The sequence below is a fragment of the Bacillus cereus group sp. MG9 genome (assembly GCF_040459995.1).
GTDB lineage: Bacteria > Bacillota > Bacilli > Bacillales > Bacillaceae_G > Bacillus_A > Bacillus_A mycoides.
In genome coordinates this window covers 565,446-586,848 of record NZ_JARVHC010000001.1, presented here as the reverse complement: position 1 = coordinate 586,848, position 21,403 = coordinate 565,446, and the positions used below count along the sequence as shown (strand labels likewise).

Sequence of the window (21,403 nt, the reverse complement as noted above, 5' to 3'; positions counted from 1 at the left end):
CATATTATGTAATTTCATTTTCAACTATTTCCTTCTAAAGTTTTGCTCGATATAAAATTTTGAACCTTTATTATAAAGGCTCTTTCTTAAATTTTGCTTAATAAAAAATTGAAAGAAATAAGATTCCTCTTATCTCTTTCAATTTTTTACTACATATACCTTTTTACTTGGCAACTCCAAACAATTTAACTGACCACCATACACAGCCCCGCCATCAATTCCAATAATACGATTACTACCAAAATACACTCCGCAATTCTCACTACCATGAAGCGTTTTTGTTTCCGTATGGCCAAATACAACAACCTTTTCGCCGCTATATCCATTATGAAATTCATTACGGATCCACATTAATGTATATGGTTCTGATTCAGAAACTCGATTCATCGGCTCAACACCAGCATGTACAAAGATATACTCTTCTGTTTCAATGTAATGATCTAATTCTTGAATAAACGTTACATGTTCCTCTAATATATGAGATTGTAAAATCGGTTTTTTGAAGTTTTCCTCATTAACCGCAATGTCTTCTTCTACAAATCCATAGCTATATAACGTTTTATCCCCACCATTCCTTTTTACCCAATGGTTCCATGAACGTTCCTCATCTGTCGTTAACGCCTTAATCATCATATCTTCATGATTGCCCTTTAGAACGAAGGCTCCCGCTTCTTTTAACTCTTTTACCTTTTCAATTACTGCACGCGCATTTGGACCACGATCTACATAATCCCCCAACAAAATTAGTTGATCCTGTTTTGCATCGTAGTGAGCTTCTTCCAATAATTGTTCGAACTTTTCTATTTCTCCATGAATATCACTAATAACAAGTATTCTCTTCATTTCTTCCCCTTCTTTCTAAACCATTCTCTTTCTAATTATAATTCAAAACGACAGAAACTTCTGAATCACATTTATTACAAACTAAAACTATTATCCTTACAACAATGTAAGTCTCTTGTCATCCAATTCGATGGTTGCAATTACTGCATTTCCTTATACTAAAAGTAAGAAATGAAACAAAAAACAAGGAGAGATGAGATATGAAAAAAGTGATGGAAGTTGTAGTAGCGGTGGCAGAGGTTTTTGTAAATGGGAAACAAGTTGCAATGGAGTTAAACAAATAATGAAAAAGACAAAATTCATTCTAGACCCTTTACTCATATAAAAGAGATAAGACTTCATCATTTCTTTGATCCCTTATCTCCCAATAAAGAAAGCCGCATCCTGAAAAAGGATGCGGCTTTCTCTTATTTTTGACTCGTACGAGCTGAAATACTAATTGCTCTATCTGTTGCTTTTGCAGCTTCATCTAACGCTTCTTTACTATTTTTCCCGTCATACATTGCTTCTAATACTTTTACGACTGCATCTCTTGATTCTGGGAATACACTAATTAATGCACCTTGAGTTGCTGGAGATTGCTTCGTTGCTTGTAATTGCTCTACCGTTACTTTTAACTGCGGATACTTTTCATACTGCTCTTTTACTAACGGCTCATTATATGCATCTGGATTAATTGAGAAATATCCTGTTGCAGTATGCCATTTTGCTTGTACATCTGGCTTCGTTAAATATTTCATAAAGTCCCAAGCACCTTGCTGCGTTTCTTCTGAAACCATATTAGTCATCCATAATGATGCACCGCCAATAACAACACCATTTTGTTTCGAATCTTCTGGATACGGAATATACGAAACGCCTACATTAAACTTAGATGCATCAATTAAATCACGAACACCAGCTGAAGAATCTAAATACATAGCGACTTGTCCAGACTGGAACGCAGCACGAATATCATCCCAACTTGCTCCATACTTTCCAAGTGCACCAGCTTTATTTAATTCATATAACATCCCAAATACTTTTTGACCTTCTTTTCCGTTAAATACCGCTTTCTTTGCAGCATCTTTACGGCCGTTTTCGTTGTCTACATATAAAGCACCTTGTGTCGCTAACAACTCTTCAAAGAACCAACCATAATTCAGCATTGAAAATCCATACTGCTTTACATTTCCGCCTTCTTTAATCGTTAACTTTTTCGCCGCTTCTTTTAACTCATCATATGTTTGCGGAGCTTTCTCTGGATCTAATCCAGCCTTCGCGAAAGCATCCTTATTATAAATTAATACTGGTGTAGATGAATTAAACGGCATAGAATACATTTTTTCATCAATTGAATAATAGTTCGTAATTGCTTTTTCTAATTTTGATGTATCGTACTTATCTTTTTTAATCCAGCTATCGATAGGCGTAATCTTTTTGCTATCAATCATATACTTCGTTGTAATTTCACTCGATTGAACAAGAGCTGGCGCTTCTTTCGTTGCAGACATCGTTTTAAATTTCGTTAAAGACTCTTCGTATGTTCCTTGGAACTCTGCCTTTATCTCGTATTTATTCTGCGACTTATTATAGTCTGCAACAAGCCCATCTAGTACACCTTGTGTTTTTCCACCCATTGCATGCCAGAAACGAATTACAGTTTTATCACCATTCTTTTCAACTGGAGCTACTTTTGCCTGTGCTTCAGGTTTCCCCTCTGTTTTACTATTTGAACAAGCTGCGCCGGTCAATGCCATTGTGGCTGCCATTAAAAGAGCAGCACTTTTTTTCAATAAACTCATCTCAATCCCACCTTTTCCTATGTATGCTTATTTAATTGCACCTTTTGTTAATCCTTTTTGTAATTGCTTTTGCCCTAAAAATAGTAAAATCAACGTTGGAATGACGATAACCGTAACACCGGCCATTACACTGCCCCAATCAGTTGCAACTTCTTGAGATTGAAGCTGCTTTACACCAATTTGAACCGTTCTTACTTTTTCATCAGTGGTTACTAAGAGCGGCCACAAATACATATTCCACGTTGTTAAAAAGCTATATACTCCAAGCGTAATAAAACTCGTTTTACAATACGGAATTACAACACTGAATAAAAACCTTACATTTCCAATCCCTTCAATAAAAGCAGCTTCTTTCAGTTCATTCGGAAGTGTCATAAAATGTTGACGTAGTAAGAAAATACCGAAAGCTGTTGCAAAAAACGGCACCGTCATCCCAGCAAAACTATTAATCCATCCGAAGTTTTGAATCGTTAAAAAGTTCGGTACCATCGTTGCTTCCCACGGAATAAGCATTGTTGAAATAAACAAGAAGAAAATTAAGTTTCTACCTTTAAACTGAAGAAAAACAAAAGCATAAGCTGCTAAACTGGATACGATAAGTTGTCCAAGCATAACAACTGTCGATACAATTAAACTGTTATATAAGTATGTAAAAAGAGGTACTTTTTGAAAAATATTAATGAAATTATCAAAAGTAAATTGAGTTGGAAATAACCTTCTCATTTGAATATCGTCTGGTGTCATAAAGCTTATTAAAAACGCATACAGTACAGGAAAAAACACCATTACTGCACTAATAATGAGCAGCATGTATAATAGGAAATTTTGTTTCCACTGTTTAACGATCATTTATAATGCACCTTTCTCTCAGCAAACTTAAATTGAATCAATGTAGCAATAAAAATGAAAATAAATAATACCATCGCTTGTGCACTTGCTGTTCCAAATTGATGATTTACAAATGCCTCTTTATAAATCGAGTACACAATTAAATTCGTTGCATCATTCGGTCCACCGTGCGTTAAAATATCAATTTGTCCAAAGCTTTGGAATGCACTAATTAACGTTACTGTCACGATAAAAAATAAAGTTGGTGATAGCATCGGTAATGTGACGCGGCGAAGCTTATGTAAATAACTAGCACCATCTATAGATGCACTCTCATATAAAGACGTATCAATATTTTGTAAACCACCTAATATAACTAAAAATGCAAATCCTGTATTCACCCAAACCGTTGTAACCGATACAGAAAACAGCGCCCAGTCCGGACTCGTTAACCATGCGATTGCCGGAAGATTCATAGAGGCTAATATATTATTAAATAACCCTACACTTAGATGAAATAAAAATAGCCAAATCACTGCACTAGCAGCTACTGATATTCCCATCGTTGAAGAAAACAGTACTCGGAATAACCCGATCCCTCTTACTTTTTCATTTGCAATTAATGCAAGAAATACGGCGAATACAATACTAGTAGGCACTGTATATAAAACAAATAATAAAGTTGACTTTATACTTTTATAGAAAGCAGGATCCGAAAATAAATATTGATAATTTTCTAAGCCAACGAAAAGATTAGCTTCTCCGTGTATATCTGTTAAATAAAAGCTATAGTAGATCGTCCTAAACAATGGATAGAAAAGAAAAATTGAAAATAACAAAATAGATGGCGCCAAAAACAATAATCCTATTCTTAAATCTTTCGTTCTGCCCCATAAACTCTTCTTTTTTGACACTTTTGTTTGAACTGGTAACTTACCTACTTCAATCATTATTTCGCCACCACTTTCAACTCTTCTTCAGCCACCACTTTTAATCGTTCATTCGTATTTTGATGAAAGAAGCATAGTCTTTCTTGCGAGAATAATAATTTTACTTTGTCACCTTTGTTCAGGAGTAACTGTCCGATGACTTTCGCACCCCAAGTTGTTCCATTTACCGCAAAGTTTAATATAGATTCATTCCCTAATACTTCTACAGATTGCAGCGTAACTTCTTGTCCTTCCTCAGACAATGCAATATGCTCAGGACGCATGCCGATTCGAATTATTCCTTCTGGTAATTGCTTTAACTGTCCAATAGATAATGGAATTTGCAATTGCCCTATATGTAATATGCCTTTTTCTTTATCCACTTCCCCATCATTTATATTCATAGAAGGAGAACCTATAAAACTTGCAACAAATTCGTTTGCTGGTTCGTTATATATATCAAGCGGTGTTCCAACTTGTTGTATACTTCCTTTATTTAAAACCATAATACGATCTCCCATAGTCATTGCTTCTATTTGATCGTGAGTAACGTAAATCATCGTAATTCCTAATCGTTGCTGAATTTCTCTAATTTCAATCCTCATTTGGGCACGTAATTTCGCATCTAAATTCGAAAGTGGTTCATCCATTAAACAAATCGGTGCTTGACTCACGATCGCCCAGGCTGTAACGACATCAGCACCATATCCATTCCCTTGAAACTCCACTAAAGTTTCCACACTTGCCTCAGCAGCTACGGGCGTACTTCTGGCACTGCAACATATAGAAACTACCTTTTCATTTTTTACAATTGTAAAATAAGGTCGCCTCCATTCCATCTGTTCTATTAGATTAGAAAAATTTTCTCGCAAAAGCTCTTTATTCTTCTCTGTTATTTGTATTGTTCTAGTTGGCTTATGTAAATTATTAGGGAACATGAAAGCAGGACCCACCCAAATATTCTCCACCGTTCTCTCTTCATTTAATACTTTAATGATCTTTGCTATCTCAATGTGATTTGAGCATTCTCGAATTAATTTCTCAATCTTACTTATCATTTCACCATTCAGTTTATAATGATACCTCGTTATATTCCCTTCACGAGTTCTGCTAAGAAAAAAACGTGGTGCTTTCAGATTTCCATTTTCATTTACACACTTTATTCTTCCCACTTGATTATGAACAAATAAAACTTCTGCCTGAATTGCTATTAACTCAAGTTCTGAAAATCGCATTTATACCCTCCTTAATTACTATTTGTAGCCTTCTCGATATAGCATCCATCCATTTTTTCAAAACAAAAATCCCATTTAAATACACATTACTGAATCCATCATACTAAAATGACTTCTTCATTCTGTCTATCTAAATGGGATTATTTCGTGCTTTTTATTTCTTCAGCTTGTTATTCCGCCAGTTGTGGTTGCGGCTGTACTACTTCATTCGCTCCAGCTATCCTCAACATATTCGCAATATCTTTAAAACCTCTTTTTTCAGCATATTGCAGCGGCGTAATATTTTCCTTATTGGCCATATTTACATCTGCCCCGTGGTCAATAAGCATTTGAATTACTTTCTTATGACTTTCACTACCATTTCCTAATACAATTGCTTCTAATAAAGCTGTTCCACCACGTTCATTCTTATAATTCACATCAATATCTGTATGCTCTAATAATTCTTTAACAACCTCTACATGGCCACGCTCAGATGCAGAAATAAGTGCTGTTCCACCTGACTTAGTCGTTTCCTTCGTATTAACTCCTGCATTAATTAATACTTTTACAATATCCGTATATCCTTCTCTACTTGCATAAAGAAATGGATTGCTTTGTTTTTCGTCTTGAATTTCAATATCAGCACCCGCATCAATTAATGCTTTAACTGTCTCTACATGATTTTGATACGTCGCTGCAAGGACAGGCGTTTCTCCGTTGTCACCTTCTACATTGATATTCGCTCCATCTTGGATCAGCTTCATAGCTGTTTCTGTGTCTCCAAGCGTCGCAGAAAGTAGCAACTGTTTGTCCATTAAATTTATACTTTTTTCTTCTTTAGATTCTTCCTGTTCTTTATGCTTTTCTTTTTTCTTTTCGTTTTTCACATGAACCGGTTTTGATTCTGGCTCCTCTTGCTTATCGCAAGCCACTACCGTCATTAAAAGTCCTAATAACATACATAATAAAATTTTTTGTTTTCTCACAACTACAGCTCCTATGAAAGATAATGTTTTCTTAACCATTCCTCCATCACATACAATAACTCTTCTTGAGTACATTTATCCATAAGCCCTTTAGATTCCTTCTTTAATCGGATTATCTTAAACTTATACTATGTTTCTCAACCTATTGGAATGATACGCCTGATGGCCTCATCATTAACATTATGAAGCAATTAGTTTAGCACGTTTTTACCGCATTTGTATATATTTCTAAAAAGTACATAAATGATTGCTTTAGGTTACTATATTCCATTGTAACCGTTCTTCTAAAAATTTTACACCTTTTCTATATTTGCACCTGAGTAATAATAGAAAAAGACAACTATATAGTTGTCTTTTTCTATTATTAATGATGCCCACCGTGATTCCCTGTTTTCGGTTTCCCCATCATCTCTTTATTCATTTCCCATTTATGCTCTGATAGCTCTTTATACGAAAGAACTTTCCCCTTATAGTTAGATACAAAACTCTCTGCATCTTTTTTATTTTTAAATGAAATGACATTATAAGCCATCGGTGTCGTTATTGTTTTATCATATACGTAAGTAGCATCTTCTAACGAAACCCAATCTTTCGAATCATAATCTCGAACAAATTTTTCTTTCGTCTTTTCACCTGAATTGATCTCCATCCATTTATACATACAACCGATATCATCAAACTTTAACGCTTTTCCACTTTCTAAAATGATTTCTGTTGCAAATTGATTATCCATTACCCCGATTTGGCAAATATCACATTTATCATGTTTCTCATTAATTGCCACAGCTTTTATTTCCTGTTTTCCACATCCTACTGCCATAAAGATGAAACATACACATATAACAAGTACGACATATTTTACCCTCATTAATATTCCTCCCTAAAAACCGTATACTCCACGAAAAGAATAGCAGAAGGTTGTGTGAGATTTGTGAAAAAACAATGTTCTTTTTGTAATATATGGAACAAAAAAGAGATGTGCAGTTACTTCTACACATCCCTCATCATTCACAACCAGTAATTAATAAATCATCTTCCAGCTTAACTAATAATGTATCCGTATCAATTTCCTGTCCAACTTCTACATTTACTAATCTTATATTTCCACTGATCCCTATCCCGATTTTCTCAAGCTCACCATCATTTTTTCGGATCATCATTAATTTTTCCCATTCATATACGTAAGAGGATTCATTAATAAAAATCTCCTCTACTTTTCCTTTACATGAACTATAAATCTCTTCTATTCTTGTTTCCATTCAAAATCTACTCCCTACTTCACGCGCTTCTCGTTTTCACCTTATTCTACCATTCTTGTACGAAGGCATTTATCTTTTTAAAAATTCAAAATTACCTCATGAACAAAATGATCAAAATAAAGATTATGTTTCTAATGATGTTATTTCTTTAATTATTTACCATTCGAATTGAACCTTTTATTATAAATAAAAAACCTTTTATCTGAATTTTCGTTTTATATTGAAAGCGCAATCATTTTTTGAGGGGGAGATTACATGGTAGCATTACTTGGATTTGCAATGGTATTCGTCTTTATGTTTTTGATTATGACTAAACGTATGTCAGCCTTAGTAGCATTAATATTAGTTCCAATTATTTTCGCATTAATTGGTGGCTTTTATGCCAATATGGGCCCGATGATGTTAGAAGGAATTCAAAAGCTAGCACCTACTGGTATTATGCTTATGTTCGCCATTTTATATTTCGGAATTATGATTGATAGCGGTTTATTCGATCCTGTTATTAGTAAAATTTTAAAATTTGTAAAAGGTGATCCTTTAAAAATTGTTGTTGGTACAGCTATTCTTACTATTATCGTTTCATTAGATGGTGACGGAACAACAACATATATGATTACAGTTTCCGCAATGTATCCACTATATAAACGTCTTGGAATGAATCCACTTATATTAGCTGGGGTTGTTATGTTAGGGGCAGGTGTTACAAATCTTACACCTTGGGGTGGACCAACTGCTCGGGTTATGAGTGCTCTTGGACTTGATGCATCAGAGCTCTTCACACCACTTATACCAGGAATGATTGCTGGTGCAATTTGGGTAGTTTTCGTTGCCTACTATCTTGGAAAAAAAGAAAGAAAACGTTTAGGAATTATGGATGTCCAATATTTAAAACAAATGCAAACAATGGATGAGCAAGCTGCGACTGTTGAAGCTGCCGTGCATAAACGCCCTAAACTTCTATGGATTAACTTTTTATTGACCGCTACATTACTTGTCTGTCTCATACTAGAAGTTATGCCGCTACCTGTTCTATTTACAGTCGCTTTTGCTATTGCTGTTATGATTAACTATCCTAACTTAGAACAGCAAAAAGAGCGTATTGCGTCTCACGCTGGAAACGTATTAGCGGTTGTTTCTCTCGTCTTTGCTGCTGGAATTTTCACAGGTATTCTATCTGGAACAAAAATGGTAGATGCAATGGCTCAAAGTGTTGTTACTCTTATACCAGATGCACTTGGCCCCCAACTTCCAATTATTACAGCTTTACTAAGTATGCCGTTCACATTTTTCATGTCTAATGATGCCTTTTACTTCGGTGTATTACCTATTTTAACGAAAGCTGCTGCCGCTTACGGAATTAGTGCAGCAGAAATGGGACGTGCTTCGTTACTCGGTCAACCTGTTCACTTACTGAGTCCCCTCGTGGCTTCCACTTATTTATTAGTCGGAATGGCCAAGGTTGATTTTGGTGAACACCAACGATTCACTTTACTTTGGGCTGTTGGAACGACAATGGTTATGTTGATTACTGGAATTGTAATTGGAATTATTCCAATATAAGATGAAACTAGAAAAAACAGTAGAGGAAATGTAATAATCCTCTACTGTTTTTATTGTTGTAAAAATCCCCTATGAAGAAACGCGGAAATACCTTCTTTCTGGCCTTCCCACACTTCCATATATAAGCTCCGCATGCACTTTCTTTCCAGAGATCAAATACTCTAAATAGCGCCTAGCAGTTGATCGGCTTACACCTACCATTGAACTTAGTATCTCTGCAGTAATTCCCTCTTCATTAATAGTTAGCATATGCTTTTTTATTTTTGCTAACGTTAAAGGATCGATTCCTTTTGGCGCATATTCTATTGGATTTGCCTGCACCCCTCTTTGGGACCATAGATGTTCAATCTGTTCTGAAGATAATTGAGCATTTTTCTTTAACTTCGTAATCTTCTTTTGATAACCTTCTAAACTTGTTTTAAACCGATCAAATGTAAGTGGCTTTACGATATAATCTGTTACCCCGCCTCGTAAAGCATGCCACACTACATCCGTCTCTGATGCGGCTGTAATCATAATAATATCTGTATCATGCAAATTATGCCTAATATATGTGACGAGTTCTGTCCCTTGCATGTCAGGTAAATATACATCTAGTAAAACGAGTTGTGGCTTTACAAACTCTAGCCACTCTTTCGCCTGTTCCCCAGTCGTTGCTGTTCCAATTACTTTAAACCCCTCAATTTTTTCAGTAAAACGACGATGAATTTCCGCAATCCGAATATCATCTTCTACAATCAATACTTCAATCCCCTCATTCATTACAATTCGCCTCTCTCTTTCGGTAATGCAATGATAAATAAAGCACCACCTAAATCCCCTTTTTCAATCGCAATACTTCCATTTAAATCTTCCACTAACTCTTTCACTTTCGCTAATCCATATCCACGTTTTTCGCCCGCCTTCGTCGAAAAACCTTTATAGAATATGCTTGTAATTATTTCATCATGAACACCTTGTCCTGAATCTTCCACTTCAATTAATATTTCTTCGCCAATGTCTGTTACAAACATTCTTACTTTCTTATTATGCTCGTGATTTCTTTCAATTGCTTCAAATGCATTCGTAATCAAATTCCCTAAAATAGAAACAACGTAATTACTCTCAATATGCGGACTTAACTCTTCTAAACTACTTTCCCGATCTAACATAAACTCAATCTTCAACTCTCGCGCCCTATTATAAAATCCAATTAAAATCCCACCTAACCATGGATTTTGAATTCGTTTCATAATAAATTGAACGAACTCTTGATATACTGCCGTTTCCTTATGAATAAGCTCTAAAGCATCTTCATAAGACTCTAATTGAATAAGACCTGAAAGCGTATACAATAAATTGTTATATTCGTGTGTTTGCGCCCGTAATGCCTCTGTATATTGCCGTGTTTGAGATAATTCCGCTGTTAATTGATCCATCTCAGATTTCAAGCGCAAGCTGGATACTACACCAGTTACTTTATGATTAACTTTAATAGGTAGACGATTAGCAATAACATCCTGCCCCTTTATATTTAATTGGCGATCAAATTGTTCTTCTCCGGTTTGAAGTACATCCAGTATCGATGAATTAGGAATAACATCTAAAATAAATTTCCCTATTATATTTTGTTGTTTATCTAAAGAAAGGATATCGTATGCCGCTTGATTTACTAAACTAACCATACCATTTTTATCGATTACTACAATTCCTTCACGTACAGATTGAATAACTGTACTATGCTCCTCGTATAAAGATGAAATTTCTTCTGGCTCCATTCCAAACATCATCCGCTTAATACTTTTTGCTAAATATACAGAGCCTATTATCCCAATTAACAGACCTGTTATTGTAATCCAAAACACACGCTTTCCATACACTTCTATCGCTCCATGAATATCATCCATGGAAAAACCAACAGATACTACGCCAATAATTTCATTATCCTGATTACGAATCGGAACTTTGCCGCGTAATGAAGGCCCTAATGATCCCGTTGCTTTCGAAACGTAAGATTTCCCTTCTAATAGAACCCCTTTGTTATCTCCGCCCACCATAGCTTCTCCTATTTTATCTCGCTTAGGATGTGCATAACGAATACCATCTTTATTTCCAACTACAATAAAGTCAGCATCTGTTTCGATTCGAATTTTTTCTGCAATTGGCTGAATAATAGAAGCTGGATTTTCTTTTTGAAAAGCTTCCTGGATTTCCGGTATAGCAGCAACTGTTTTCGCAACATGCAACGCTCTTTTTCCGATTTGGTCTTCTACCGTTTCAGATAATATGTAGTAAAATAAATAACTCGTTAACAGAAGCACAGCAAGAATAAGTGTACTAATAGTTAATGTAATTCTCGGTTGTAGTTTCAATTTCTTCAATTTCAAAATCATTCCCCTAACATGGCTAAAGATAGAATTTAAAGAAAATACAGTTTTTTTAATTATCACCTTTTATCATAACACGGTTACTATATATTTCTTTATCTTTATCTTCATAAAGTGAAACTTTAATCAGTGGGGGTTTTGTTCATCCCTCACTGATTATTAGCCTTCACCAATCGGGCATCTACGGGCCGCCCGACTCCCACCTAACTTCTTTGCTCCAGCCGAATTATGAGGTGGGAGTTTTACTGCCCACAAATAGCGGGATAAAAAAAGAAACGAAGTAAAATTACTACCTCGTTTCTTAATGCTTGTTATTACACTTTAAATTTACCAATCATCTCTTGTAATTCTTCAGCCATTCGCGATAAGTGAACTGCTGCTGAATTTATTTCTTCTACTGAAGCTACTTGTTCTTCAGAGGAGCCAGCAATATTTTGAACGCTTGCTGCATTTTCTTCAATCGTTGCTGCAATTTCATTAATAGATGCACTTACTTGTTTTGTATCTATCGTCATTCGCTTCGCTACATCTACCATACTATCAATTTGTACAACTGTATCATTTGTAGATTTCAATATTTCTACAAAGCTTTGCTTCGCCTCATTTGCAACTACAAGCCCTGATTGTACCTCTGTCCCAACTTGATTCATAGAACTTACAGTTTCTTTTATATCAAATTGTATCTCTTTCACTAACTTTCCAATTTCCGTAGAAGACTGTCCCGATTGTTCCGCTAGTTTACGTACTTCATCTGCTACAATTGCAAAACCTCTTCCTTTCTCTCCAGCTCTTGCAGCCTCAATTGCAGCATTTAATGCTAATAAGTTTGTCTGCTGTGCAATATGTTGAATCACTTCTAGAATAGCTCCAATTTGCTTCGACTTATCATCTAATAAAGAAATGACTTCGTCTGACTGTGACACAGACTCATGAATTAATTGCATTTGATTCACAGTTTGTTCAACTAACTTTCCACCATCTTCAGCTTTTTGCTTCGTATACATAGAGGCTGTGGATACTAATGAAGAGCTATCCGCAACACGCTGAATTCCTTCTGTAACTTCTTCTAACAGAGTCGCTCCTTCTTCAACTTCCCGCGTTTGTATTTCTGCCCCACTCGATACTTGTTCCATCGCCCTTGTAATTTGTTCCGTCGCTTCACTTGCTTGCTTCATACTAGCCGTTAATTCTTCCGAAGAAGCTGCTACATGACCAGCTGAAGTATTAATATTTGAAATTACATCATGTAATGATGCCGCCATCTCATTAAAACTTTCACCTAACTGTCCAATTTCATCCCTCGAACGAACAGCAATTGATTCCGTTAAGTCACCTTCGCTAATTTTCCTCGCTGATATAACAAGTTGCTTTAACGGTTTAATAATAGAAGCGATTATGAAGTAAATTATAATTCCACCAATTATTAACGAGATACCAATAACAGTTAATGTTTTATAGAAAATAGGTTCAGCCGCTTCAATTATTTCTTTTGAAGGCATAATTCCTGCTATTTTCCATCCAGTTTGCTTATTTGTTTTAAAGGTAATATTACGATCCTCACCATCTAATGAGAATTTAAAATCACCTATTTCCTGCTTGTACAACTCTTTTTCAAGTTTCTCTTCTACCTTCTCCCCCGGCTTTAACGCTGGATGTGCTACTACATTTTTATCTTGATCAAAAATTGCAACATACCCTTCTTTACCGATATTAACCATTTTTGAAGTATTTACAATATCATTAATAATTAAATCAATACCGAGAACGCCACTTTTATCTTCATTTTGTTTTGCTATTGTAACAACAATATTTCCTGTCGTTTTTGATTTATATGGAGCTGTGATAATTACTTCACCACTTTTTTTCACTGCCTCTTTATACCAATCTCTTTCTGTAGGATTATACCCTTCTGGCATTTGAAGTACCGGTGATTGAATAAATTGTCCATTACTAGATCCAGTATAGATTGCTTCCATTTCTGGATGTAATTTATTATATTCTTCTAATTTATTTTGCACGTTTTGAAGCTGATCTGCTTGATAGCTCGCTCCAGTGAATAATTTTGTAAAATATGCTGCGTCTACTTTCTTACTATCTAACTCTTTATTAATTACATTATTTAAAACCTTCACGTTATCTTTTGCTGATTGCAAAATTGTTTCATTAAAATTTGTCTTCGCCTGCTGATAAGACGTCCAACCAATTACAATACTTGGTGCAATCAAAATAATAATAAATGATACAAGTAACTTTGTTTTTAAGCTTCTACTCCTTAATTTTCCTTGAAACATATTCCTACCCCTCCATACCGTTTTAAATGCAATTGCTTTACATTTAATCTCTTTATACAAATCATACGATTTAAATGTATTGATGAGACCCTCTTTCTCTTTTCCCTCATCTTTCTCTACATTTAAAGTATTGTTACATACCTTTTTCATTCTATAGAATTTAAATAATTAAAACAATATATAAAAATGTACATTATTCGAAATATTACATTTCACGAAAGAACCTCTAGTATCCCATTTACTAGAGGTTCTTTTCATCTTGCTATTCTTTATCTTTGTTTATTTCTTTCTTCTCATCTTCTACTACTGATACTACAGGTTTATCGTTTGATAGTTGCTGCACGGCACCTTTTCCAGCGAATCCTTCTAGTAATTCTTTTAAATCAATACCAGAAGAGGCTTTTAAAGTTTCTTGCATTGTTGCCATTAAATCTGTCGCATAGCCTGCAACTTTTCCGGCGCCGCTATTCTTTCCACCACCGCCTGTATCAACGACTGTAATTTTATCAATGTTGCTAAGCGGACTCGCAATTTCTTTCGCATAACTCGGAAGCATTTTAAGAACCATATCCATAATCGCGGCTTGCCCATATAATTCAAATGCTTCTGCAATTTTTTGTTTCGCTTCTGCTTCTGCTAAACCTTTTAACCTAATAACATCTGCTTCCGCTGTACCTTGCGCCTTTTGTACTTCTGCCTTTGCCTGACCTTGTGCTTTTTCAATTTCTGCTTTTGCTAAACCTTCTACACGAACTTCTTCTGCACGTGCTCTTGCTTCTGCTTCAATTTTATATTGATCCGCATCTGCTTTTTTCATTTGTTTTACTTTTTCCGCTTCAGCTGATTGTTCAACAGCATAGCGATCTGCATCTGCCTTTTTCTTTACTTCTGCATCGTATTGCTTTTCACGACGCGCAATCTCTTTTTCTTCTAACTCAATTTGCTTTTCACGCTCAATGATTTTAACTCGCATTTGCTCTTCTGTAACACCTTGTTGCGCTTTCGCTTGTTGTAATTCGTAAGAAAGATCTGCATCTGCGCGAGCTTGTTCTTGGTCCCTCTTATAAGATTGTACTTTTAATTCCTTATGTTTTTCAGCTTCAGCGATTTGTGCATCACGTTGATATTCTGCTTCTTTTGCTTCTTTCTCAGCACGAGCTTTTTCAATTCGTGCCTCTTTTTCACGCTCTGCATTCGCAACTGTTGCATCACGCTTAACCATTGCAATTTGCGGCTGACCAAGTGCATCTAAGTAGCCGTTTTTATCCATTATTTCTTTAATTGTAAAGGAAACGATGCGAAGTCCCATCTTCTTCAAATCAGTAGAAGCTACTTCATGCACCTTTTGTGCGAATTGCTCTCTATTACTATAAGCATCTTCTACTGTCATAGAAGATAAAATAGCACGTAGATGCCCTTCTAAAACTTCTTTTGCTTCTACTTTTAACTCTTCCGTTTCTTTTCCTAAATATTGTTCAGCTGCTGTAGAAACTTCTTCAATTGTCGATCCTACTTTAATAATAGAAACACCGTTTACTGTAATCGGTACACCTTGTTTCGTATACGTATCACGTGTTCCAACTTCTAATTTGTAGTTTAATAAGCTAAGAAGTTCTGCCCGTTGCATAATTGGAACAACGAAAGTACCACCACCGCGGATAATCTTAATCTTCTTTCCATCATCAGTGATAACAACATTCTTTCCACCACCAAGCCAGTTCCCTGTTACAATTAATGCTTCATCTGGACCAACTGTACGATACTTCGTAATGAATACTAAAATGAGTAGAAGTAAAATTGCGAGTAAAACTCCACCGATAATTAATGGAATCGTCATGTAAATTCCCCCTTATAATTTTGGTTTCTTTAAAGAATAAGCGATGTTTTGTACAAGTAAAACACCATCTTGAACTCCCTCAATAATGACCTCGGTTCCTTGTGAAATATCTTTCTTTCCAATTGTTTTCGCTGGTATTGCATTACTTCCAAATGGAGAGGAGATTAACACTTCTCCAAATCCTTCTGTAGGAATTGTCGTAATGACTTCTCCCTTGCGACCAATGAATTCATCCATACGTTGCACCGTATTTTGTTCTGCTTCTGCAATCGGTTTTAAAATTAATATTTTCATTATGAAAACACCGATAAAAGATATAGCAAATGAACCAGCAAAAATAATAGTACTATTAAAGGAAAATAAATATTCTCCTATATAACTAAGTCCACATAACATGGCGAAGAAACTAAGTAGTAAAGTAACAACGGATACAGATCCGCCCCCAAAACTAAATATTGATTCAAATATATCTCCAAAGAAAATATAAATAACAGTGAGTATAGTAGCAATAATAAATCCATATAAATAAATTGTTTCAAGTGGATAACCAAACAAGACCATTTCTTATCCCCCTTTCTTAAACAATCCCTTTTTTGTTATATGTATGCCCCACCTCTTTCAAAGATTATCGTTCTTAATTTTCAGTTATTTACCTTTTAAAGAAAAGCCTGTAAGACAGGCCTCTAAAAAAGAACAGGAGAAACCTATTGTGACAGGCTCCTCCTAGTAAATAACCGATATATTGTATATCTATATAATATACTATTTTCCACAAAAAGTAAAGTTAAACATACATTGGAAAAGCACTTATTTTACTGATAATGCGTACGCTCCATCGCCATTATCATATTTATATACATACAAGTAATACTTACCTGGTTTTGCATTAAATTTTGCTTCTATATGATTTCCATTAGCTTGACCGTAAGCTGCGTAATTTTGCATATCTGATTCATGGTGAAGTACCCATGTCATCCCGATTCCATACTCATTTAAAACAGAAATATCGATATCTTTCGCTGATGCGACATTAAATGTATAAACATCGGTGTGATCCCCACCGATAAGGCTACCTTTTATAGTAGTGTTTAACCCAATACGATTTGCTTCTTCTGGACGATTATTTGGTTCTGATTCTGTTACACTTCCATCTTTAATTGTAACAGTTGTTTCGCTTCTACTCTCTTTTCCTTTATCGTCTTTTACTACTAACGCTACTTTATAAGTTCCTTCTCTTTCATATGCATGTACTGGATTAACTTCTTTACTTGTTCTGCCGTCTCCAAAATCCCATAAATAAGAAACGATTTTTCCATCTTCGTCTTTTGATCCATCACTTTTGAATTGAATTCCTTCTTTTACAAACCCATTATAAGGTCCGTTTACATTAACCGTCGGAGCTTTATTTTCTCTGTCATCTTTTGCGATACCATGGAAGACTACATCATATTCAAATTCATTTGAACTATTCACACGATAATTAACGAAGTATGCTGTAACCGTTTTGTAGCCACTCCATTCTTTTTGCGTCAATTGTTCTAAAGCTTCATTTACTCTTTTACTCATTGCTTTCCAGTCTTCTGACTCACCTTTTGTTACACTACCTGTAAACGTGCCTTCTAATGTAAATGTATTAAAGAATTGAGATGTATGCTTTGTCATTTTTGTATCTTTCATAGACAACGTTTCACTAATTTCTTTCTTCACTTCTGTTAGTGCTTTTGGTGCATGTTCAGCTAAATAATCATCTGCTACTTCCGGCACATTGTACTTATCTTGATTATCAATTAACTGCTGCATATACTCTTGATACTCTTTATTTAACTTAGAATCTTTACTTAAAGTCTCACGATACGTATCATAATTTCCCACATCATTCGCACGAATTAAATCTTGAATTTTATCAAACGTTTCAAATTGATGAGTATATAAGTAAGACTGCAATGCGAACGAGTAGTTATAGAAATCCCAAGAACCATATTTAGCAAATAGTGTACGCTCTGCTGTATAACGACTTGCAGGATCAGATGATAATCCACTAATGATGCTCTTTCTTGGTACAACGTTATTTGTACGAGTAGATCCTGCGAAAAATTCTGCATTCCCTTCTTGGAACCAAGTTAATCTTTCATTTTGATACATATCTCCTCTTCCAAATAAACCGGGAACTTCATATCTCCCTTGAAGATAATGAGTAAACTCATGACGGAATAACTCTTCTAAACTATAAATACTTTGCTCTGGCGTACGCTCATATGTAAAGAATGTCCCTGTCTCTTCAATATAAATTCCACCGTTGTTTGTTTCATATCCATACAATTGTCTATTTAACTGGTATTCGTCTGGAGTATTATAGATTACTATCGTTAATACGTCGTCTGCATTACCTTGTTCTAAAGCTTTGTCATTTCCGATCACACGGTGATATTGCGCTTTTACTTCCTTCGCAGCCCAATATAATCTCTTGATTTTTTCTTCTGACACTTTATCCCCAGTTTTAAATACAATAGATCCATCATCGAATGTATACGTTTTTGGTAAGTATTGCTCTTTTCCTTCTTTACGTATCTTCTCTAAATCTACCGTATTCCCGCTATAATCTTTCCCATTATAGTTTGTTGTAATTTGTTCTACTGCAACAAAATACGGCTCACTTAAACGCGGGTACATATGCATTGCCTGTGTAACAACCTCTAATCCTTTATTTGGATTACTATGAAACTTACCTAAACGACTAGCAAAATAAATTCCATTATTAACGAGCCATTTATTTTCTGGCGTTACTTCATTTAGAAGAGCAATACGATTTATTTCATTAATAAAACCATCTACTTTTCCATACCACATCGTTTCATTCGCTTCTTTACGAGCCTCATTTAAGTAAGACTGTATATCATAATCAATGCCTTGCATCATATCGTATACAGCTTGTCCTTTCATACGATCGTCTACATATGCATTAAAATTATCATTATATTGTTTTAAAATATTCGATGCGTATTGCACCGTTTCAACATCACTTGATGCATTACTAATTAATTTTCCGTATGCAGATACGACTGTATCTTGCTCATTTGTTCCAAGCTTAAAGTTGGGATTTTTCGCAATAGCTTTTAACGCTGGTAAACATTTGTCCTGGAAGCTTCTTTCATTTAAGTCGCTTAATTCATTATTATAAAATGCAAGATAAAAAGCTGAACGTAACACTTCAGTAAACGTTTGAATTCCTTTTGAATCATCTTTCGTAAATGTACTACCTCTATGAGCTAATTCGTCTATAATTACTTGCATTTTTCCGTTATCTTTATAAAAGGCTTTTGCATCTTCATTAAACTGGAATAAGTCTGTAATTTGGTGCCACTTAATACTGCCTAACGTTTCAATTAATTCTTGATCATTCATTTTGTTTAAATCAGCCATTGAATAGCTTTCTTTAACTTGCTTTACTTCTGGACTCTTCATAATAGATGCTGGTCGCTGTGAAAAGTCCCCTGTTTTTAAACGTTCTTGAAATGATAATGTTTCATCAACTTTTGAAATATGTCCAACTTCATCTACTGGCTTTTCAATTCCAACCGGTTTCGTTTTCAACACGTTATACGGTACCTTTTCTTCTGCTGACACATGAGTTTGAATTGCTCCTAACGATAGAGCCATTGTACTAATACTAAGCATCACTTTATTAAACTTCGATTTCTTGTTCATATCATTGCCCCCTATTTAAATATTCCATTCACGAAATTAACATATTATCTGGATAAAATGATATAAAATGCAATATTTCATATTATTTCTTCCTACATTTTGACCATATCGTGAACAAGATTTTCCTTATACATAGCTATCATAAAAAATGAATTTTTTGACAATTATTAGATTTATTGTTATGATTAATATAATTGTTAACTTTATTAAATAAAGGTGGGATTCTATGATAAAAAAAGAAAACAGTGTATTCTATATCTCCATCTTGCTTACAACCTTATTTATTATATGGGGTGTAATTCCAGCAGGCTGGATACAAGGCTATGATTTACAAAGCGTTACCTCTTCTTTAAACTCATTTATCCTCAATAAGTTTGGTTGGTTTTACTCTCTACTTATGACCACAATGATTTTTTTAGCTGGTTATTTAGCATTTTCAAAATATGGATCCATTCGTCTTGGTAAAGATGATGAAAAACCGAAATATAGTTACCTCTCTTGGCTTTCCATGTTATTTGGAGCAGGAATGGGGATCGGACTTCTCTTTTATGGAATTACTGAACCCATTTCACACTTTGGAGCACCGCTTACTGGCGAACCTGGAACTGAGGAAAGCGCTAAACTTGCTATGCAATATTCATTTTTCCACTGGGGTCTCTTCCCTTGGTCACTTTATGCAATGGTCGCTCTAACAATTGCATATTTTACATTCCGAAAACAAAAAGGTAGTACAATTGGTGCTACAGTTACTCCATTATTTAATCGATCGAAAAATTCTCCTATTGGAAAAACAGTCGATATTTTAGCTGTTTTAGCAACTGTATTTGGGATTGTACCTTCTGTCGGAATCGGTGCACAACAAATCGCTGGAGGATTAAGCTATTTATTCCCTTCTATCAATAATACAATTGGTACACAACTCGTACTTATTGCCATTTTCACTGTACTCTATTTAACAAGTGCACAAACTGGCTTAGATCGTGGGATTAAATATTTGAGTAACTTAAACTTCTCCCTCGCCGGAATATTACTCGTTTCCTTTTTAATTTTAGGACCAACTGTCTTTATCATGAAGTATTTTACTTCTACACTAGGTTCTTATATTGGAGCACTACCAAGCATGGGATTAAATTTAGGTGCTTTTAGTAAAGAATCTTCTTCTTGGATTGAAAATTGGACTATTTTCTACTGGGGTTGGTGGATCTCTTGGTCTCCATTCGTCGGTACTTTCATTGCTCGTGTGTCTCGCGGACGTACAATTCGTGAATTTATTATTGGCGTCGTATTAATCCCAACATTCATTTGTACATTTTGGTTCGCTGTCTTTGGCGGTACAGCTATTCATATGGAAATGTTCCAATCACTTGGAATCGCTGATGAAATTGCGAAAAATGGTACTGAAATTGGGCTATTCGCTGTCATTTCACACTTACCATTCTCAACTTTCTTAACCATTATCGGCTTAATTTTAGTTGCGACATTTTTCGTTACTTCTGCTGATTCTGCAACATTTGTTGTTGCTATGCAAACGAGTAATGGTAATTTATCACCGAAAAACAGCTTAAAGCTTATTTGGGGATTAACGATAGCAGCTATTGCAGCTATTCTCTTGCAAGCTGGTGGGTTAAATGCACTGCAAATCGCAGCGATCATAGCAGCTTTACCATTCTCTATTGTAGTCGTTCTAATGGTCACGTCGCTCTTTAAAGAATTACGTAAAGAAGATATCATTACCCAAACGAAACAAGTACCACAAAAAATCAAAAAAGTTATGTAATAATTAGCACCTCTTCTTAAT

General features: G+C 35.1%; 16 protein-coding genes and 2 pseudogenes. 2 read left to right on the top strand and 16 right to left on the bottom strand.

Annotation, left to right across the window (positions count from 1 at the left end):
* Positions 1 to 138 precede the first annotated feature (138 nt).
* The 9 genes and pseudogenes from QCI77_RS02965 to QCI77_RS02925 form a co-directional block, all read right to left on the bottom strand.
* Complete coding sequence (locus QCI77_RS02965) at positions 139 to 843, bottom strand: metallophosphoesterase family protein (protein WP_113770593.1); 705 nt, start codon at positions 841 to 843, stop codon at positions 139 to 141.
* A 407-nt stretch (positions 844 to 1,250) separates the two neighbouring features.
* Positions 1,251 to 2,627 (bottom strand): ABC transporter substrate-binding protein, encoded by a 1,377-nt coding sequence (locus tag QCI77_RS02960; protein ID WP_353824487.1) that lies wholly within the window; start codon positions 2,625 to 2,627, stop codon positions 1,251 to 1,253.
* A gap of 27 nt (positions 2,628 to 2,654) precedes the next feature.
* Positions 2,655 to 3,476: a carbohydrate ABC transporter permease gene (locus QCI77_RS02955; protein ID WP_002125118.1), complete on the bottom strand. Its 822-nt coding sequence runs from the start codon at positions 3,474 to 3,476 to the stop codon at positions 2,655 to 2,657.
* Positions 3,473 to 4,405, bottom strand: coding sequence for a carbohydrate ABC transporter permease (locus tag QCI77_RS02950; RefSeq protein WP_353824486.1), 933 nt, complete (start codon positions 4,403 to 4,405; stop codon positions 3,473 to 3,475). Before QCI77_RS02950 ends, QCI77_RS02955 begins: the two co-directional genes overlap by 4 nt.
* Entirely contained in the window at positions 4,405 to 4,788 is a 384-nt protein-coding gene (locus QCI77_RS30875; RefSeq protein ID WP_483298991.1) for a TOBE domain-containing protein, read from the bottom strand. The genes QCI77_RS02950 and QCI77_RS30875 overlap by 1 nt, the downstream gene beginning before the upstream one ends.
* 261 nt (positions 4,789 to 5,049) lie before the next feature.
* Positions 5,050 to 5,619, bottom strand: a pseudogene (locus tag QCI77_RS02940) (GNAT family N-acetyltransferase); the annotation flags it as partial.
* Positions 5,620 to 5,789: 170 nt separating this feature from the next.
* Complete coding sequence (locus tag QCI77_RS02935; protein ID WP_002029673.1) at positions 5,790 to 6,662, bottom strand: ankyrin repeat domain-containing protein; 873 nt, start codon at positions 6,660 to 6,662, stop codon at positions 5,790 to 5,792.
* 289 nt (positions 6,663 to 6,951) lie between these two features.
* Positions 6,952 to 7,455: a nitrous oxide reductase accessory protein NosL gene (locus tag QCI77_RS02930; RefSeq protein ID WP_002140312.1), complete on the bottom strand. Its 504-nt coding sequence runs from the start codon at positions 7,453 to 7,455 to the stop codon at positions 6,952 to 6,954.
* 136 nt (positions 7,456 to 7,591) lie between these two features.
* Positions 7,592 to 7,846, bottom strand: a complete 255-nt coding sequence (locus tag QCI77_RS02925) for a hypothetical protein (protein WP_002029671.1) — start codon at positions 7,844 to 7,846, stop codon at positions 7,592 to 7,594.
* 255 nt (positions 7,847 to 8,101) lie between these two features.
* On the opposite strand from QCI77_RS02925, the gene QCI77_RS02920 reads away from it, so the two are divergent.
* Positions 8,102 to 9,406: a CitMHS family transporter gene (locus QCI77_RS02920; RefSeq protein ID WP_002188234.1), complete on the top strand. Its 1,305-nt coding sequence runs from the start codon at positions 8,102 to 8,104 to the stop codon at positions 9,404 to 9,406.
* Between the two features lie 69 nt (positions 9,407 to 9,475).
* Here the strand turns inward: QCI77_RS02920 and QCI77_RS02915 are convergent, their stop codons facing one another.
* From QCI77_RS02915 to colA, 7 genes and pseudogenes are all read right to left on the bottom strand, one after another.
* Entirely contained in the window at positions 9,476 to 10,168 is a 693-nt protein-coding gene (locus QCI77_RS02915; RefSeq protein WP_016101865.1) for a response regulator, read from the bottom strand.
* Entirely contained in the window at positions 10,168 to 11,778 is a 1,611-nt protein-coding gene (locus tag QCI77_RS02910; protein WP_353825753.1) for an ATP-binding protein, read from the bottom strand. The genes QCI77_RS02915 and QCI77_RS02910 overlap by 1 nt, the downstream gene beginning before the upstream one ends.
* 308 nt (positions 11,779 to 12,086) lie before the next feature.
* Entirely contained in the window at positions 12,087 to 12,905 is an 819-nt protein-coding gene (locus tag QCI77_RS30870; RefSeq protein ID WP_483298990.1) for a methyl-accepting chemotaxis protein, read from the bottom strand.
* A 120-nt stretch (positions 12,906 to 13,025) separates the two neighbouring features.
* Positions 13,026 to 14,063, bottom strand: a pseudogene (locus QCI77_RS30865) (HAMP domain-containing protein); the annotation flags it as partial.
* A 262-nt stretch (positions 14,064 to 14,325) separates the two neighbouring features.
* Positions 14,326 to 15,900, bottom strand: coding sequence for a flotillin lipid rafts scaffold protein FloT (locus QCI77_RS02900; RefSeq protein WP_002029662.1), 1,575 nt, complete (start codon positions 15,898 to 15,900; stop codon positions 14,326 to 14,328).
* A gap of 12 nt (positions 15,901 to 15,912) precedes the next feature.
* Complete coding sequence (locus QCI77_RS02895) at positions 15,913 to 16,461, bottom strand: NfeD family protein (protein ID WP_002134284.1); 549 nt, start codon at positions 16,459 to 16,461, stop codon at positions 15,913 to 15,915.
* Between the two features lie 246 nt (positions 16,462 to 16,707).
* The gene (gene colA, locus QCI77_RS02890) at positions 16,708 to 19,605 is read right to left on the bottom strand and encodes a collagenase ColA (RefSeq protein ID WP_353824484.1); all 2,898 of its coding nucleotides are present in this window, start codon (positions 19,603 to 19,605) and stop codon (positions 16,708 to 16,710) included.
* Positions 19,606 to 19,831: 226 nt separating this feature from the next.
* Between colA and opuD the strand changes: the two genes are divergently transcribed.
* On the top strand, positions 19,832 to 21,382 hold the full coding sequence (gene opuD / locus QCI77_RS02885) for a glycine betaine transporter OpuD (protein ID WP_353824483.1): 1,551 nt from the start codon (positions 19,832 to 19,834) through the stop codon (positions 21,380 to 21,382).
* The last annotated feature ends 21 nt before the right edge of the window (positions 21,383 to 21,403 follow it).

What these genes read in the sequence shown, in the direction of transcription:
- QCI77_RS02895 (WP_002134284.1), bottom strand. Translation starts at nt 16,461, where the DNA reads ATGGTCTTGTTTGGTTATCCACTTGAAACAATTTATTTATATGGATTT.
- opuD (WP_353824483.1), top strand. Translation starts at nt 19,832, where the DNA reads ATGATAAAAAAAGAAAACAGTGTATTCTATATCTCCATCTTGCTTACA.
- QCI77_RS02920 (WP_002188234.1), top strand. Translation starts at nt 8,102, where the DNA reads ATGGTAGCATTACTTGGATTTGCAATGGTATTCGTCTTTATGTTTTTG.
- colA (WP_353824484.1), bottom strand. Translation starts at nt 19,605, where the DNA reads ATGAACAAGAAATCGAAGTTTAATAAAGTGATGCTTAGTATTAGTACA.
- QCI77_RS30875 (WP_483298991.1), bottom strand. Translation starts at nt 4,788, where the DNA reads ATGAATATAAATGATGGGGAAGTGGATAAAGAAAAAGGCATATTACAT.
- QCI77_RS02960 (WP_353824487.1), bottom strand. Translation starts at nt 2,627, where the DNA reads ATGAGTTTATTGAAAAAAAGTGCTGCTCTTTTAATGGCAGCCACAATG.
- QCI77_RS02925 (WP_002029671.1), bottom strand. Translation starts at nt 7,846, where the DNA reads ATGGAAACAAGAATAGAAGAGATTTATAGTTCATGTAAAGGAAAAGTA.
- QCI77_RS02965 (WP_113770593.1), bottom strand. Translation starts at nt 843, where the DNA reads ATGAAGAGAATACTTGTTATTAGTGATATTCATGGAGAAATAGAAAAG.
- QCI77_RS02955 (WP_002125118.1), bottom strand. Translation starts at nt 3,476, where the DNA reads ATGATCGTTAAACAGTGGAAACAAAATTTCCTATTATACATGCTGCTC.
- QCI77_RS02935 (WP_002029673.1), bottom strand. Translation starts at nt 6,662, where the DNA reads ATGTACTCAAGAAGAGTTATTGTATGTGATGGAGGAATGGTTAAGAAA.
- QCI77_RS02915 (WP_016101865.1), bottom strand. Translation starts at nt 10,168, where the DNA reads ATGAATGAGGGGATTGAAGTATTGATTGTAGAAGATGATATTCGGATT.
- QCI77_RS02930 (WP_002140312.1), bottom strand. Translation starts at nt 7,455, where the DNA reads ATGAGGGTAAAATATGTCGTACTTGTTATATGTGTATGTTTCATCTTT.
- QCI77_RS02910 (WP_353825753.1), bottom strand. Translation starts at nt 11,778, where the DNA reads ATGATTTTGAAATTGAAGAAATTGAAACTACAACCGAGAATTACATTA.
- QCI77_RS02900 (WP_002029662.1), bottom strand. Translation starts at nt 15,900, where the DNA reads ATGACGATTCCATTAATTATCGGTGGAGTTTTACTCGCAATTTTACTT.
- QCI77_RS02950 (WP_353824486.1), bottom strand. Translation starts at nt 4,405, where the DNA reads ATGATTGAAGTAGGTAAGTTACCAGTTCAAACAAAAGTGTCAAAAAAG.
- QCI77_RS30870 (WP_483298990.1), bottom strand. Translation starts at nt 12,905, where the DNA reads ATGGAACAAGTATCGAGTGGGGCAGAAATACAAACGCGGGAAGTTGAA.